Origin of the sequence: Flavobacterium sp. LS1R10 (genome assembly GCF_003968825.1) — a bacterium.
In the GTDB taxonomy this organism is placed as follows: Bacteria; Bacteroidota; Bacteroidia; order Flavobacteriales; family Flavobacteriaceae; genus Flavobacterium.
Map to the genome: position 1 here is coordinate 92215 of NZ_RYDH01000009.1, position 15564 is coordinate 107778.

Annotated in this window: 12 protein-coding genes; 7 read left to right on the top strand and 5 right to left on the bottom strand. The window is 35.1% G+C overall.

What is annotated here, in order from left to right:
• Nucleotides 1-74: 74 nt before the first annotated feature.
• Complete coding sequence (locus tag EKL96_RS13975; RefSeq protein WP_126455916.1) at nucleotides 75-632, bottom strand: DUF4494 domain-containing protein; 558 nt, start codon at nucleotides 630-632, stop codon at nucleotides 75-77.
• A gap of 243 nt (nucleotides 633-875) precedes the next feature.
• Between EKL96_RS13975 and EKL96_RS13980 the strand changes: the two genes are divergently transcribed.
• The 4 genes from EKL96_RS13980 (at nucleotide 876) to EKL96_RS13995 (ending at nucleotide 5653) form a co-directional block, all read left to right on the top strand.
• On the top strand, nucleotides 876-1529 hold the full coding sequence (locus EKL96_RS13980; RefSeq protein WP_126463424.1) for a TetR/AcrR family transcriptional regulator: 654 nt from the start codon (nucleotides 876-878) through the stop codon (nucleotides 1527-1529).
• Between the two features lie 52 nt (nucleotides 1530-1581).
• Nucleotides 1582-2913 (top strand): TolC family protein, encoded by a 1332-nt coding sequence (locus EKL96_RS13985; protein ID WP_126463426.1) that lies wholly within the window; start codon nucleotides 1582-1584, stop codon nucleotides 2911-2913.
• A 10-nt stretch (nucleotides 2914-2923) separates the two neighbouring features.
• The gene (locus EKL96_RS13990; RefSeq protein ID WP_126463428.1) at nucleotides 2924-4003 is read left to right on the top strand and encodes an HlyD family secretion protein; all 1080 of its coding nucleotides are present in this window, start codon (nucleotides 2924-2926) and stop codon (nucleotides 4001-4003) included.
• Between the two features lie 66 nt (nucleotides 4004-4069).
• The gene (locus EKL96_RS13995) at nucleotides 4070-5653 is read left to right on the top strand and encodes an MDR family MFS transporter (RefSeq protein WP_126463430.1); all 1584 of its coding nucleotides are present in this window, start codon (nucleotides 4070-4072) and stop codon (nucleotides 5651-5653) included.
• Nucleotides 5654-5676: 23 nt separating this feature from the next.
• Here the strand turns inward: EKL96_RS13995 and yaaA are convergent, their stop codons facing one another.
• The gene (gene yaaA / locus EKL96_RS14000) at nucleotides 5677-6435 is read right to left on the bottom strand and encodes a peroxide stress protein YaaA (RefSeq protein ID WP_126463432.1); all 759 of its coding nucleotides are present in this window, start codon (nucleotides 6433-6435) and stop codon (nucleotides 5677-5679) included.
• 170 nt (nucleotides 6436-6605) lie between these two features.
• Between yaaA and EKL96_RS14005 the strand changes: the two genes are divergently transcribed.
• Complete coding sequence (locus EKL96_RS14005; protein WP_126463434.1) at nucleotides 6606-7133, top strand: GNAT family N-acetyltransferase; 528 nt, start codon at nucleotides 6606-6608, stop codon at nucleotides 7131-7133.
• A gap of 526 nt (nucleotides 7134-7659) precedes the next feature.
• Here the strand turns inward: EKL96_RS14005 and EKL96_RS14010 are convergent.
• The gene (locus EKL96_RS14010) at nucleotides 7660-9192 is read right to left on the bottom strand and encodes a SulP family inorganic anion transporter (RefSeq protein ID WP_126463436.1); all 1533 of its coding nucleotides are present in this window, start codon (nucleotides 9190-9192) and stop codon (nucleotides 7660-7662) included.
• A gap of 373 nt (nucleotides 9193-9565) precedes the next feature.
• Here EKL96_RS14010 and EKL96_RS14015 point away from each other — a divergent pair, with 373 nt between their 5' ends.
• Complete coding sequence (locus EKL96_RS14015; RefSeq protein ID WP_126463438.1) at nucleotides 9566-10984, top strand: adenosine deaminase; 1419 nt, start codon at nucleotides 9566-9568, stop codon at nucleotides 10982-10984.
• Nucleotides 10985-11074: 90 nt separating this feature from the next.
• Here the strand turns inward: EKL96_RS14015 and EKL96_RS14020 are convergent, their stop codons facing one another.
• Nucleotides 11075-13543: a zinc-dependent metalloprotease gene (locus tag EKL96_RS14020; protein ID WP_126463440.1), complete on the bottom strand. Its 2469-nt coding sequence runs from the start codon at nucleotides 13541-13543 to the stop codon at nucleotides 11075-11077.
• 344 nt (nucleotides 13544-13887) lie between these two features.
• Here EKL96_RS14020 and EKL96_RS14025 point away from each other — a divergent pair, with 344 nt between their 5' ends.
• A complete protein-coding gene (locus EKL96_RS14025; RefSeq protein ID WP_126463442.1) occupies nucleotides 13888-14949 on the top strand; it encodes an alkaline phosphatase D family protein in 1062 nt (353 codons plus the stop codon).
• Nucleotides 14950-15193: 244 nt separating this feature from the next.
• Here EKL96_RS14025 and EKL96_RS14245 read toward each other — a convergent pair whose 3' ends face one another.
• Nucleotides 15194-15343, bottom strand: a complete 150-nt coding sequence (locus EKL96_RS14245; RefSeq protein ID WP_158615230.1) for a hypothetical protein — start codon at nucleotides 15341-15343, stop codon at nucleotides 15194-15196.
• Between the last annotated feature and the right edge of the window lie 221 nt (nucleotides 15344-15564).

Genomic DNA, 15564 nt, shown 5'->3' on the forward strand with positions numbered 1-15564 from the left:
CGCAGATAAAAACAGTTAGCAACGGTTTCTATAATTTGCGAATTTGCGGTGAGTTTTATTTAATACAATTTGTCTTAAACTGCAACTTCTTCTTCAAGTGCGGTTTCAAATTCCATGTGATCTTCTATCTCGACAGTTGCTTCCGGTTTAGAAGCTTTGATTGCATTGAACCTTTCTAATTGTTCCAATTCTCCTTCTTCTCCACTGAAATACGGAAAAACATCCATAATAGGAGATTCTGAAATAGCAGGAATCGTATAATCCCCCATCGTGCCTTTCATCACACTGATAGTATTATCATAAGCCTCTTTTACCTCATTGGCTTGCACTAATAAATACATATTGGTCTTGCGTTCTTTGCCACTTTCTTCGTCATAGGCGAGTAATGAAACTTTAGATCTAAACCAGCGATCTGCATTTTCAAAAGGATGAATCTCAGCATAATTAGCCACTTTTATATTCGTGATTTTGAATTCTTCACTGATATACGCTGACATTTCTTCATTAATTCGGCTTTCGGCTTCTGTGTAAGATAACGCATCTACCAAGTAGGGTTCGGTCGTAATTTTTTGCCCGCCGGTTTCATCTGTTTTTCTATATTTCACTTTGCATTCGTACCAAGTTGTGCTCATTTTATTTTATTTTTAGGATGTCAAAGATAGATTTTAAAGGAAACTAAATTTACTATTCCTAAAATAGATATTCACAATTTTAGATAGAAGTCACCGTTCCCGAAACCTTCCTTTTTGAGACTATCAAAAATAAAAAAAACCGTTCGGCTTTATTTAAAATGTTAAAACAATGTTAAATAAAAACCAAACGGTTGTTTAATTTAAACGCTTGTTTAGTTTTGTTTTTGAAAAAATTAAATTCTCTTGAAACGTAATTTTAACGACAAACAAATTCAAATCCTGGAAGTTGCAGAAACTCTTTTTGCAGAAAAGGGATTTGACGGTACTTCGATTAGGAACATAGCAAAAATAGCAAAAATCAATATTGCTATGGTTTCGTATTATTTTGGGTCCAAAGAGCGACTACTGGAATCGCTTATAGTGTACAGAACTTCAGATCTTAAAAATCAATTAGAACATTTATTACTGGAAGATCTGGAACCCCTTGACAAAATCAATAAGCTGATTGAACTGTACATCAACAGAATCAATAGTAATCGAGGGATTTATAGAATATTACACTTTGAATTCCCCTCCAAAAAAAGCAAACAAAATCTTTCGGTTTTTTCAGAATTAAAAAAAGGAAATCTAAAATCCCTTGAAATTATAATTAAAGAAGGCCAGAATAAAGGCATTTTCAGAAAAGATATTATTATTCCGCTTATCACACCCACAATTCTGGGCACTTTTTTTCATTTTCACATGAACAAACCTTTCTTCGAAAATTTATTAAACTTGAAAACTGAAGATTTATACAATAATTACATCAAAACCAATTTGACAACGCACATTCAACAAACTGTAAAGGCACTTCTGATCTATGAAATGGGCACACCAGAAATGCTATGCAAACAATAATAAAGACCTATGCGAATTCCATATTCCTACAAAAAACAAAAATTATCTACGTATGAAAGTTAGTCCATTCATGCTCATTGTGATTTTCTTCATTGGAATTTCATCTGCAGCAGCGCAAGAAAAAACAAGTTTAACATTGAACGAAGCCATCAATTTGGCTTGGGCCAAAAGTAATGAAGTTACACTAGCCAATACAAAAGTAAAAACTAAAAAGTACGAACTGCAATCTACCAAAAACAATCAATATCCTGATTTGAAACTTTCAGGGCAATACCAAAGATTAGCAAATGCTTCCGTTAATTTCAAACTCAATCAAAATAATACAGGAACTCAGGAAGCACTCCCAATTGTCAATCAATTGATGATTGGACAGTTGAATGCTAGTGTTCCGGTTTTCTCAGGTTTTAAAATTCAAAATAGCATCACCGTTTATGAAAATTTGTATCAGGCAGAAATGGCTACGGCATTGCAAACAAAGGAGGAAATTGCGTTGCGGGTGATTGATTATTATGCCAGTTTATACAAAGCCCAGAAAACAATTGAACTACTAAAAGAAAATCAAAAAAGTGCGCAACAGCGGGTAAACGATTTTATAGCCCTTGAAAAAAACGGAATTATCCCCAGAAATGATTTGTTAAAATCCCAATTACAGGCTTCGAAAATCCAATTGTCATTAGACGAAACAAATAATAATTTAAAAATCATCAACTTTTATCTGGTTACGCTTTTAAAACTAAATCCGGACACAAAATTAGAGATTCGAGAGCGTGATTTTGCCGATTTCCAAATGACTAATATCCCTGAAAATGAATTACCGGCACTAGAAAATCGGAAGGATTTAGAAGCCCTTCGGTTTCAGGGAAAAGCCAGTGAAGCCAATATAAAAATAGCTAAAGGGTCGTACTATCCGGCCATTGCGTTAGTTGGCGGGTATACGGCATTAGACCTGAGCAATGTGATTACGGTGCAAAACGCGATGAATATAGGCATCGGGCTTTCGTATGATTTGAGTGCCATTCTAAAAAACGGAACTTTAGTGCGGCTGGCCGAAAATAAATTTTTAGAAGTCCAAAACTCTGAAGCCATACTAACGGATTATATTAAAATCCAAGTTCAAAAAGCGATTGAAGATTATGATTTAGCTTTAAAACAAGATGTTGTATATGGACAAGCGCTGGAACAATCTTCTGAAAATTACAGAATCATCAAAGATAAATATGACAACGGTCTTTCGGACACCAATGATTTACTGGAGGCTGATGTAGAGCAATTGAGTTCTAAAATCAATAAGACTTTGGCCAAAGCCAATACCATTCAAAAATACTATGAGTTACTCTCGGTAACCGGCCAATTATCTCAAACCTTCACACTTTCAAAATTATAATATACCTACCATGGAAAACAAAAAAACAAATACAAAATTTATCATAATCCTAGTGGCATTGGTAGTTTTAGGTGGGACGTACGGAACTTTTAAATACCTGCATTCACAATCTCACGAAGAAACTGATGATGCCCAAATTGAAAAAAACATGAACCCAATTATCCCAAGAGTTTCAGGATATGTGGATAAAGTGTACATCAAGGACAATGATTTTGTAAAGAAAGGCGATACGCTTTTTACCATTGACAAAAGGGATTACCAGTTAAAAATTGAAGAAGCACATGCTGCAATGATTGGCGCTGAAGGTAATTTTGAAGTTACTAAAGCTGATATAGGAAGTGCTTTAGCCAGTATTTCTGTTTCGGATGCCAATGTACGATCTGCAAGTGGTAATATCGAATCCGCAAAAATAAGATTGGGACGCATAACCAGTGATTACAATCGATATGATAATTTATACAAAAGCCATTCGATCACAAAACAACAATACGAACAGGCTTTAGCCGCCAAACTGGAAGCTGAAAGTCAAGTACGCGTGTTACAACAACAGGAAAGAGCCACTGCCTTTCAAAAATCAGTTATTATAGCTAAATCTAAAGTTTCAGGTAAACAGACAGAAGTGGCTGCAGCCAATATACAAAGAGCAAAAGCAATGCTTGATGCCGCAAAATTAAATTTAACCTACACTGCTATCACTGCTGCTATTGATGGTCAGGTATCAAAAATTGATATTCAGCCGGGACAACTAGTGCAACCAGGGCAATCCCTATTTTATATTATCAACAACAATGAAGCATGGGTAGTTGCTAATTTCAAAGAAACGCAACTCAACAAAATGGTTATTGGTCAAAAAGTAATCGTAAAAGTAGATGCGTATCCCGAATATGATTTCAAGGGAACCATTACTTCCTTTTCCCCAGCAACAGGATCCCGTTTCTCCTTATTACCGCCAGATAATGCCACAGGAAATTTTGTGAAAACCATTCAAAGATTACCTGTTAAAATAAGTTTGATTCCAACAAATGACCCTGAAAAAATAAAATTACTGCGTCCGGGAATGAATGTAGATGTTGATGTACATTTAGATTAAAGCTGTTTTTTTTGAATTAAAAACGGCACCTCTTTTAATAAAATGATAGTTTACACTTTAGTATAAATGGCACAAGCAGGAGAAGACGATTTAGTAGAATATGGCTACAGACGAGTTCTTATTACGATCACAGCAGTACTTTGTGCTTTACTTGAAATCGTAGATACCACTATAGTCAATGTGGCACTGACAAACATGAGAGGAAGTCTGGGTGCCACATTAAATGATGTTGCTTGGGTCATTACCGCTTATGCTATTGCAAACGTGATTGTAATCCCTATGACCAGCTGGCTTTCACAACAATTTGGAAGACGAAATTATTTTGTGACTTCCATTATCATTTTTACAGTAGCCTCTTTTTTGTGCGGCAATGCCAATAATATATGGGAACTTATTACGTTTAGATTTATTCAGGGTTTGGGCGGTGGTGCTTTATTAGTGACCGCACAAACCATTATAACAGAGAGTTATCCCATTGCAAAACGAGGTATGGCACAGGCTATTTATGGAATGGGAGTTATCGTGGGACCTACTTTGGGTCCACCATTAGGGGGTTATATTGTTGACAATTTCTCTTGGCCTTATATTTTTTATATTAATATTCCCATTGGTATCATAGCTACTATTCTAGCTTTAACTTTTGTTAAAAGTCCTAAATATGGCGAAAAACTAAAAGCCAATCAGGTCGATTGGTTGGGGATTTTTCTGTTGACTGTGTTTATTGGTTCTTTGCAATATGTTCTAGAACACGGACAACAAGATGACTGGTTCAACAATAAAATAATTATATTCTTGAGTACGGTATCCATTTTTGGCCTGGTATCATTCATTTGGAGAGAAATGACCTACAAACATCCTGTTGTCAATTTGCAGGTTTTAAAAGATGGAAATCTAAGAATTGGTGTCATAATGTGTTTCATATTAGGCTTTGGTCTTTATGGTTCCACATTAATAATTCCAATTTACACCCAAACCATTCTAGGCTGGACCGCTACAGATGCAGGATTATTGCTTATTCCGGGTTCAATCACCACTGCTATTATGATGCCCATTATTGGTAAACTAATTCAAAGAGGTGTTCCGCAAAGTTATATGGTGGGTCTTGGTTTTTTGATTTTCTTTTTCTTTACCCTAATGATGCACAACAGCTTGACTCCTAATACGGGTGTTGAGCATTTGTATTGGGGATTAATTTTAAGAGGAATAGGATTGGGACTGCTGTTTGTACCCATAACCACACTGTCACTCTCCACCTTAAAAGGAAAGGATATTGGCGAAGGGGCAGCCTTTACAGGAATGATGCGCCAATTGGGAGGTTCATTTGGAATAGCAATTATCACCACCTTTATCACGAGATTTGGTCAGGAACACAGAGTAAATTTGATTTCAAATTTAGATGCCAGCAAGTTCGAAGTCCAACAACGCGTTATAATGTTGCAAAAAGGGTTTATGTCAAAAGGATTTAGTGCTAATGAATCGCTGAAAAAAGCCTATCAGGTTATTGATTATTCAGTGATGAAACAAAGTACCGTTTTATCGTATATGGATATTTTTCTGTATCTGGGAATTATGTTTCTGTGTTGTATTCCAATCATCTTTTTTATCAAAAAAGGGAAAAACAAAATCAATCCTGCTGATGCCATGCATTAATAAAGAGCCGATTAATAGCGTCTCTAACGGGTAAAAACCAAATGATTGCCCTCCGATAAATTTGCATCAAATTGATAGCTATCATAATTGAACCCTTTCAAATCTTCAATCGTTTGAGCATCCGTATCAATAATATAACGCACCATCATTCCCCTTGCTTTTTTGGCAAAAAAGCTGATGATCTTTAATTTTCCGTTTTTGTACTCTTTAAATTCCGGAGTGATCACAGGAACTTTCAACGCCTTGACATCAATTGCCAAAAAGTATTCCGTACTTGCAAGATTGACAAACAATTCGTCTTCTTTGAGCTCTTTATTTAAAGCTTTTGTAACGATTGGTTTCCAAAATTCATACAGATTTTTGCTTTCGCCAATGGGTAATTTGGTGCCCATTTCCAATCTGTACGCCTGAATTAAATCCAATGGTTTCAGCAAGCCATACAAACCGGATAGGATTCTTAAACGATCTTGTAAAGCTTCTGTTTTTTTTTCTGGAATCGAATACGCATCTAATCCAATGTACACATCACCATCAAAAGTAAACACAGCCGGACGTGCATTTGAAGTGGTAAAAGGTGTTTTCCAATCTTGATTTCGTTTCCAGTTCAAATCAGCTAGCTTATCTGAAATACTCATCAAAATTGATAAATCAGCAGGCTTCATCTCTTTTAAAACTTTGTGGACTTCTCGCGATTCTTTTAAAAACAAAGGTTGGGTGTGCAACTCCGTAGGTAGCTGTTTCTCTAAATTTAACGACTTGGCTGGCGATATTACAATTTTCATACACATTACTCTTTCGAGCGCTTTTTATTAATTCTCCCAAAAGTACTAATTGAAATCAAGAAATCAAGAGCCTTTAAACTAATTTGTTTAATAGTGTACTAGAGGATTTAGTTTAGCAACCTTTTTTTTGGTATTTTTGAGTTTAAAAATAACACAAAGAGTAGGTCAACATGAATCTAATTGAAATTAGAAAAGCTACAATCGCTGATCTTAAAGAACTGCAAAAGATAAGTATCCAAACATTTACAGCAACTTATGCCGCTGTAAACACCCCTGAAAACATCACTAATTACATCGAAAAAAACTTCAATGCAGTACAATTAACAACTGAATTGAACAATCCAAATTCCTTTTTTTATGTAGCCATTTCAAAATCAGAAATCGTTGGATATTTAAAAATAAACATTGGTGATGCTCAAACGGAAAACATAAACAAAAATGCTTTAGAAATACATCGGATTTATGTTTTACAAACTTTTCATGGTAAAAACATTGGGCAACTGTTGCTGAACGAAGTAAAAAAGATTGCACAACGTACTGGCGTTGATTATATTTGGCTTGGTGTCTGGGAAGAAAATCACCGAGCCATTCGATTTTATACTAAAAATGGATTTGTAGTATTTGACAAACACATTTTTACCTTAGGAAATGACGAACAAATTGACTTAATGATGCAATTTCAAATACAGCAACAATAATCAAAATTTAAATTGTCGTTTATTTAAGTGACTATAAAACTCTATTTGGTCTGTTTTTATACGAAAATTTATCAAAAAGCTATGAAACAGGATGTAATTATTGTGGGAGCTAGACTGGCAGATCCATTCTGAATACCATCGGCCGCACTTGCCACTCTTTTTGCTCCCGTTGGGAATTTAAAAGATAAAATAAATACCCTTGGTTCAAAAATAAGTTCGTGGAAAATTCTAAAGGCGTATCACATTGACTATGCTTTGCCTAATCAGGCAAGTGTGCGAAATACGATTGCTGTTTCGGAAATAAAAATATCAGATACGCTGTTCATTTGTGGCGACAACTTACTGAATAGTTCTATCAATGCCGCTCTCAAAACAGGATGATTAGCAGCAGAGGCGATGAAAGTATAGCTTATTATGAAAATAAGCAATAAGATTATCGCCACATTTTTAATGATTTTAATTCGAATAAAAAATAAAATTAGTGAATCTGTGGCTATTCTTTTTTGAATAGCTTCAAGTTGTAATGCTAATCAACAACAACTTTATAAGTAGGATCTTCTAAAATATTTACGTCAATTACGCTATCCGCGTTTTTTAGTAACACTCTGCAATCTTCGCTTAAATGTCGCAAATGAACCGTTTTATCGACTTTTGCATACCGCTCTGTAATTTTATTTACGGCATCAATAGCACTCATATCGGTAATTTTACTTTCTTTAAAATCAATAATGACTTCGTTTGGATCATTCAAAATATCAAATTTTTCCAAAAAAGCGGTTGTTGAAGCAAAAAATAAAGGCCCATAAATTTCGTAATGCTTCACTCCTTTATCATCTAGGTATTTTTTAGCCCTAATTCTTTTGGCGCTTTCCCAAGAGAAAACTAATGCAGAAATGATGACTCCAACTAAGACGGCTAAAGCCAAATTGTGTAATACTATAGTAATTAGTGCCACTAAAATCCCAACAAAAATATCGTGTTTTGGCATTTTATTGATGATTCTGAAACTCGCCCATTCAAATGTTCCAATTGCTACCATAATCATGACACCAACCAGAGCCGCCATAGGCAACTGTTCAATTATTGGAGCACCAAACAAAATAATTACAAGTATGGTTAGTGCAGCTATGATTCCTGATAATCGCGCTCTGGAACCCGCCGAAAGATTAACTAATGTTTGTGCAATCATAGGGCAACCGCCCATTCCAAAGAAAAAACCATTCAAAATATTAGCACTTCCTTGGGCGATACACTCTTTATTTCCTTTGCCTTTTGTTTCAGTTATTTCATCGACTAAGTTCAAGGTCAATAACCCTTCTGTCAATCCCACAGAAGCCATGATTAATGCGTAAGGAAATATTATTTGTAACGTTTGCAGGTTAAGAGGAATATTAGGAATATGAAAAGGTGGAAAACCGCCACTTACGGAAGCAATATCCCGCACCGTTTTAGTCTCAATTCCAAAGAAAAAAACCAGTCCAAATACCACAATAATTGCCACTAATGAAGATGGAACTACTTTTGTTATTTTGGGTAGCAACACCACAATTGCTATTGTCAATGCAACCAATCCTGTCATAATAAAGAAAGAAGTTCCAGAAAGCCATTCGCTTTTACCATTAACAAAGGTTTTGAATTGATCCAATTGCGACATGAAAATAATTACGGCTAATCCATTTACAAAACCAAACATAACGGGCTGTGGTACCAGTCGGATAAATTTTCCAAGTTTAAAAAGCCCTACTAAAATTTGTAAAACTCCTGCCAAAGCAACTGCTGCAAGAACATATTCTAATCCATTTGAATTCATTAAAGCAATTAAAACAATTACCGTTGCTCCTGCTCCTCCAGAAATCATTCCCGGTCTACCACCAAAGACAGCCGTAATCAATCCCGCAATAAAAGACGCATATAAACCCATCAATGGCGGAAAACCTGCTACTATTGCAAAAGATAATGATTCCGGAATCATAGTCATAGCCACGGTTAATCCTGCTAAAATTTCAGTTTTGTAATTGACTTGCCGTGAAAAATCAAATAAGTTAAATACTTTTTTCATGTGATAATTATAATAAGAATATTTTGGTACAATTTCATATAAAGAAGTTGTATCGACAAAAAATGCGATAAAATGTTTTTAAAAACTCTTTTAATTTAAAAACTATAAATCAAGGCGGAGTACCTTGAGAGATTAGAATGGTACCGTTTTTCATAAGAGTTGCAAAAATAAAACTTTTTAATTGTTTCACCAAACAGAAAGTGAAATTGCTTAAATTTGGCAAAAGGTATATCTTTTTTTCAAAAACAAGGGTTTAAATGCCACATCAATAGATTCAAGCATAAAAAAATATCCTTTGCATTAAAAGCTTAAAAGCAAAAAAACCGTTTTGAAAAAAGAACCAGCAAAATACTATCAATACAATTAAAAAATCATGAAATTACTCTATACTTTATTCTTCGCACTTTTTTTAAATAATAGTTACTCACAATCCACGAATGACTATTTTGAAAAGATCAGAAACAATGAAGCGGAACTAACTGCTTTCTTTTCGCAAATGCCAAAAGGCGGTGATTTGCATCATCATTTCTCAGGTTCCATTTACGCTGAATCCATATTGCAACGCGCTATTGCAGACGATTTTTATCTCAATATTGAGACGATGGATGTGTTAAAAGAAAAACCAGCAACGGGAAACTGGCTACTATTTTCGACATTGAAAAATAACGGAACATTAGAAGCATATAAGCAAAAAATCATGCAAAAGTGGTCTATAAAAGACTATAATGATGTAGATTATCCATCCGACAAGTTGTTTTTCGAATCATTTATGAAGTTCGAACCGGCCATCAAAGGGAATTTTGGACAAGGATTATTGGAACTTAAAAACAGAGCTATTTCAGAAAATGTCAGTTATATTGAAACCCAATTGTCTACAATCCCAACAGATATGAATACCGATGATTTAACAAAATTCAATTCCAGATTGCGAAAATCAGCTTTAGCAAAAGATGAAAAAGCAGTTTTAAAATCATTGGATTCGGTGTACAATTCACTACTAAAAAAAGATGCCGAATCCTATGCTAAAGCCTTCAATACCAATTTTGTTACTAAGCTGCACAAAGACCTTAAAATCGATGACAAGCAATTTACAATGCGGTATCAAAATTTTGTATTGCGATTTATGGAACCCGTAGATTTATTCAAAAATCTGGTAATCGCATTCATATCTGCAGATGAAAGTTCACTGATGGCAGGAGTTAACATTGTTTCTCCGGAAGATGGCGAAACCTCGATGAAGGATTATTGGTTACACATGCTAATGTTTAAATACTGTCATTCCCGTTATCCAAATGTAAAATATACAATGCACGCCGGCGAGTTGACGCTTGGTTTAGTACAACCGGAAGAGTTAACGTGGCATATTGGATCAGCCGTTTATACTGCAGGAGCCAACCGTATTGGGCACGGAGTAGATATGGCCTACGAGAAAGATTCGTATAATTTGCTGCGTTATATGGCAAAGAAAACCATTCCTATCGAAATCAATTTAGTAAGCAATGAGTTTATTTTGAAGGTAAAAGAAAGCCGTCATCCATTGACTTTATATAAAGAATTTGGCGTGCCAATCGTAATTAGTACGGATGATGCCGGGATTTTACGCACGAATATGACCGAACAATATGTCTTGTTAGCCAAAAGATACAAAGACATTTCCTATAAAGATATAAAGCAATATGTGTACAACAGCATTCAGTACAGTTTCATCAAAGAGGTTTCTGTAAAAAAACAATTGCTAAATGATTTAGAGTCCAGATTTAAGGCTTTCGAAGCTACATTTCCTTTGAAGTAAATCATTTTCATAGTATAAAATCTTTTTTTATAACACCAAAAAATCCGCTCGAAAGCGGATTTTTTTTGTAAAACAGAATCTAAGTTTTGATTATTTTGGATTTAAAATCAATTCAATTCTTTTAATCGCGTCTTCATAATGGTATCTTGTTTCTGCATTTACAACTCTGGTTTTAGCAACTGCTAAGGTGGTTTTTAATGCATTCAACTCGCCTCTCACCAATCCTCTCACATCGGACTGAGCCACATTATAATAGTCAGAAGAACGTCCGGATTTAATTTCTTCTTTCATCAGATAACTCATTCTTTCAATGTATGCGCGTTGCAAATTTCTTCTGTAAATAGTCACATTCGAAGCTAAATTGGCTTCTTTCCAAATTCCTTTACGCATATCACTCAATAAATCCAATGCTTTATAATTAGTAGTTCCCATTATTTCCGCATCCATCAATCGACCAATTCGTTCAAAACTCAACATAGCATTCAAATGTCTGGCTTGTAAATTTCGAAAACGTTCTGTGTAACCGGAGTAATCAATATTTTTCAATGTACTTACATTCACCAACCACGTTGGAGAAGTAAAAGCATTGGCTTGTAACCATTGCATGGCTTCTTGTTGTTTTGCTTTTGGTACAATTTCATAAATATTTCCGGTTTGGTTTGGCTTTTTGGTTGTTTCATAAACACCGCCCACATTCGTTACCACATGTCCCACATATCTACTCCAGACATCCAGCATTTCTTTGTATAATTCGTCTAAATCCTCATAGTTATTAGTCACATCACTCGTCCATTCTGATAAATGAGAAGCTACATATTGCAAGTTTTTAAGTCCGTATGAACTTGCTTTCATGGAATTATTTCCGATATCTTCCGTTTGTGAAGTTGGATCAAAACTACTGCTTTGTTTCCCATATTTATAAACAAGATTTCCTGCTTTTTCCATAATCCATTGGTCTAAAATAGGCACTTCTACTTCCGGAGAAGAGGCATTAGGAATGACTCTGTATCCCCAATTGGTAGCATAATGATCGTAAGGCCCCATCTGGCGTATGAAACGAATGTCTTTATCTCCAGGTTGAGCGATATAATTAAAACGGGCATAATCCATCAAACTCGCTGAAATTCCATTTTTTTGAGTAAAGGCACCGTCTCTGTAATTTTCAGTATCATACGCACAACTCGCGCCCATATTATGAGGAAAACCAAGCGCATGCCCTACTTCATGTGCAATAACCATGCGCATCATTTCACCCATCTCTTCGTCGCTGGTATTCAAGGTTCTTGCTGAAGGATTTGCTGCTCCGGTTTCTAACAAATAACGGTTTCTATAGGAACGCAAATGATTGTGGTACCAAATAACATCACTCTCTATAATTTCTCCTGTTCTGGGATCAGAAACACTTGGTCCAACCGCATTACGCGTCGTACTCGCTACATAACGAATCACAGAATACCGAATGTCTTCCGGGCTAAAATCAGGATCCTCGTCTTTAGTAGGCGCATCTTTGGCAATAATTGCATTTTTAAAACCAGCAGTTTCAAAAGGCTTTTGCCAATCTTCAATTCCTTGTTTAATGTATTTGCGTAGTTTTTCAGGCGTGGCAGGATCTAAATAGTACACAATAGGTTTGATGGGTTCTACCAGTTCACCTTTTGCGTAAGCGACAGGATCTTTAGGCTCCAATTTCCAACGGCGGATATAGGTTTTACTGTCGGATTTCAATTCATTACTTCCATAGTCAATCTGGCTCATGGTAAACCAACCCACTCGCGGATCTGCTAATCTGGGTTGCATCAGTTTTTCTGGCAACAAAATCATCGATTGATTCATTTGGATGCTAATTGTTTCTGCATCTTCCTGAACAGGCGGTTTAGATGCATTGTAAGTGAAATCCTGAACCACTTCAATATTCATAGGATAACTTTTCATCGTATTGATAAAACTGCGGGATTCATCGAGGCCTTTTACTTTATAGGTTTCTCTCATTTCACTAGATAAACCGCTGATTGATTTGACATCAGTGCTATAAAATTTAGTCACATCAATAACGGTATTTAAAGAATCTTTACTAAATGCTACAATATCAAAAGCAAATAAAGTAGGTTCATAATTATTTGATTTTACTGAAATACTAATGGGTAAACTGTCATTGGCAACGGCACTAAATGATTTTAATTTGATCAGAATTTTGTCCTGAAAACGATGCCAGATAATTAATTGTTCATTGGTTTCGGAACCCGCATTTACATATCCGCCTCCTAAATTAGCCGGTAATTTAGCCAACCTACTTACCAAAAGCATGTCTTTATCCAAGTATTTATTCGGGATTTCGAAAAAATATTTTTTGTCCACTTTGTGTACCATAAACAAACCTTCGTCAGAAACGGCGTCTTTGGTAATCACCTTGCTGTATTCCTTGATGGTAGCTTCTGGTTTCTTTTCTGGTGGAGGGGCTACAGTGGTGTTTTTATCTTTTTTTCTTTTCGATTGTGCAAATTGGGTTGTAGGCACAAGCATTAATGCTGCGATTGCAGTTAAAATGAAAAATTTCTTCATTAATAGGTTTTTTATTGGTTAATCAATATCAAAAATAAATTTTAGCACCTGTAAATTACATATAATCTATTGGTTTAACTTTTAATTAACAGCAAACCAATCTATTTTAAGGTAATATAGTAGCAATACGTTTCTAATGTGATTTTAGTTAGATCCCTTTTTTTATTACATTTGGGAAGATTTTTTTTTATAATTAAGTTCAAAATTATTACTCAAACCTATATTTTTAATTGTCACCGTTTAAAAATACTTTCTAAAAGTCACCATGTGATTTGTAGAGAAGCATTAATTTTTTTGGACAACCAATCTCCTTTTAAATACGATTATAAACAAAACAATAAAAAATGATTCAAAATAATCTCTTTAAAATACCCTTGTTTTTAGCAGCTTTAACATTGCTTTCCTGCAATGGTTACTCGCAAAAAAACCTTTCAAAAATTGCTTTTGGATCGTGTTCAAACCAAAGTAATTCCCTGTCTATTTTTGATGTCGTGGTAAAACACCAACCAGATTTATTTATATTTCTGGGAGATAATATTTACGGTGACACTGAAAATATGCACACACTGCAAGCCAAATACGAGCGATTGGCAGCTAAACCTACTTTTCAAAATTTAAAAAAAAATATGCCTATCATAGCTACTTGGGATGATCACGATTACGGCCAAAATGATGCAGGAAGGCATTATCCCAAAAAGAAAGAATCAAAAGAACTTTTTCTTAATTTTTTTGGGGAACCTATAGCTTCCGAAAGACGAAAACACGAGGGAATATATACCTCTTATTTGTATGAAACTAAAGGCAAAAAAGTACAGATTATCCTGTTAGACAACCGTACTTTCCGGGATGATTACAAGCTATATAATAACGAACTTGAGGATGACAAACGTTATTTTTACTCCTTGGACTATGCACCAGTACAAAACCCGGATTCCACATACTTAGGAGCCGAACAGTGGAAATGGTTAGAAACAGAACTACAAAAACCAGCTGATCTTCGCCTAATTGGTTCAGGATCCCAGTTTGGGATTGAGTACAACGGGTATGAAGGCTGGGCTAATTTTCCGCTGGAGCAACAAAGATTTTTAGATCTAATCAAGAAAACCAAAGCAAACGGTATTTTGTTTTTGACCGGAGACGTTCATTATGGTGAAATTTCTAAACTTACAGAACCCGGATTATATCCTATTTACGACTTTACCTCCAGCGGACTTTCCTCCACCTGGCACTTTGCGACACCCAACAAAAATAGAATTGAAGGCCCTATTATGGATAACCATTTTGGCTTATTAACAATTAATTGGGGGGGGGAAATTCCTCAAATAAAAATGGAAATTTGGGATGTCAATAATAATCAACGTGCAGAATACACAATTGGGTTGGATGAAATTAGTTTTAGAAAATAGCAGATTTTAAGAATGATTTTTTATGCTAGCCTATAATTTTCTTAAAAATCAAAAGTTCGCTTCCTAAACCATAAAAACAAGCTCAAGATATTTTTATATTGAAAATAAGTCTGGATAAAGAATGAATTCAGTGACTATTCTTATTTTTTTAGCAATCTCATTCACTCGGTTGCAAACATAACTAAGACTTAGGTAGAACTGTAGTACTTAAAAATCATAAAGATACAATATGAAAATCCTTAACTTAATGACATTGGGCACGAGCCAGAGGCATCGCGCTAGCCGTTGGGATTATTTCCGCTCGGACACCAGCTTTCTGAATCATTGAATCATCTATTAAAGAAATCAACTGTCCGAAAACAGATTTAGTCGAAAAATACTTATTTTTACCCATCGTTATTTGATTTATGCAACTCAAAATTACGATGATTTTTAAGAAGCCATTAATTTGACTTCTTTTTTATCGGACAACAATGAAACAAAACAAAAAAAACATAATTTTTTAAAACAAAAAACCCCTATTCCTATCGGAATAGGGGTTTTCAAAGAAAGGCGACGAACCGAGCCCGCATGGCGAACACGTGGTATCTATAAACAAAAGAACCCCAGTCTTTT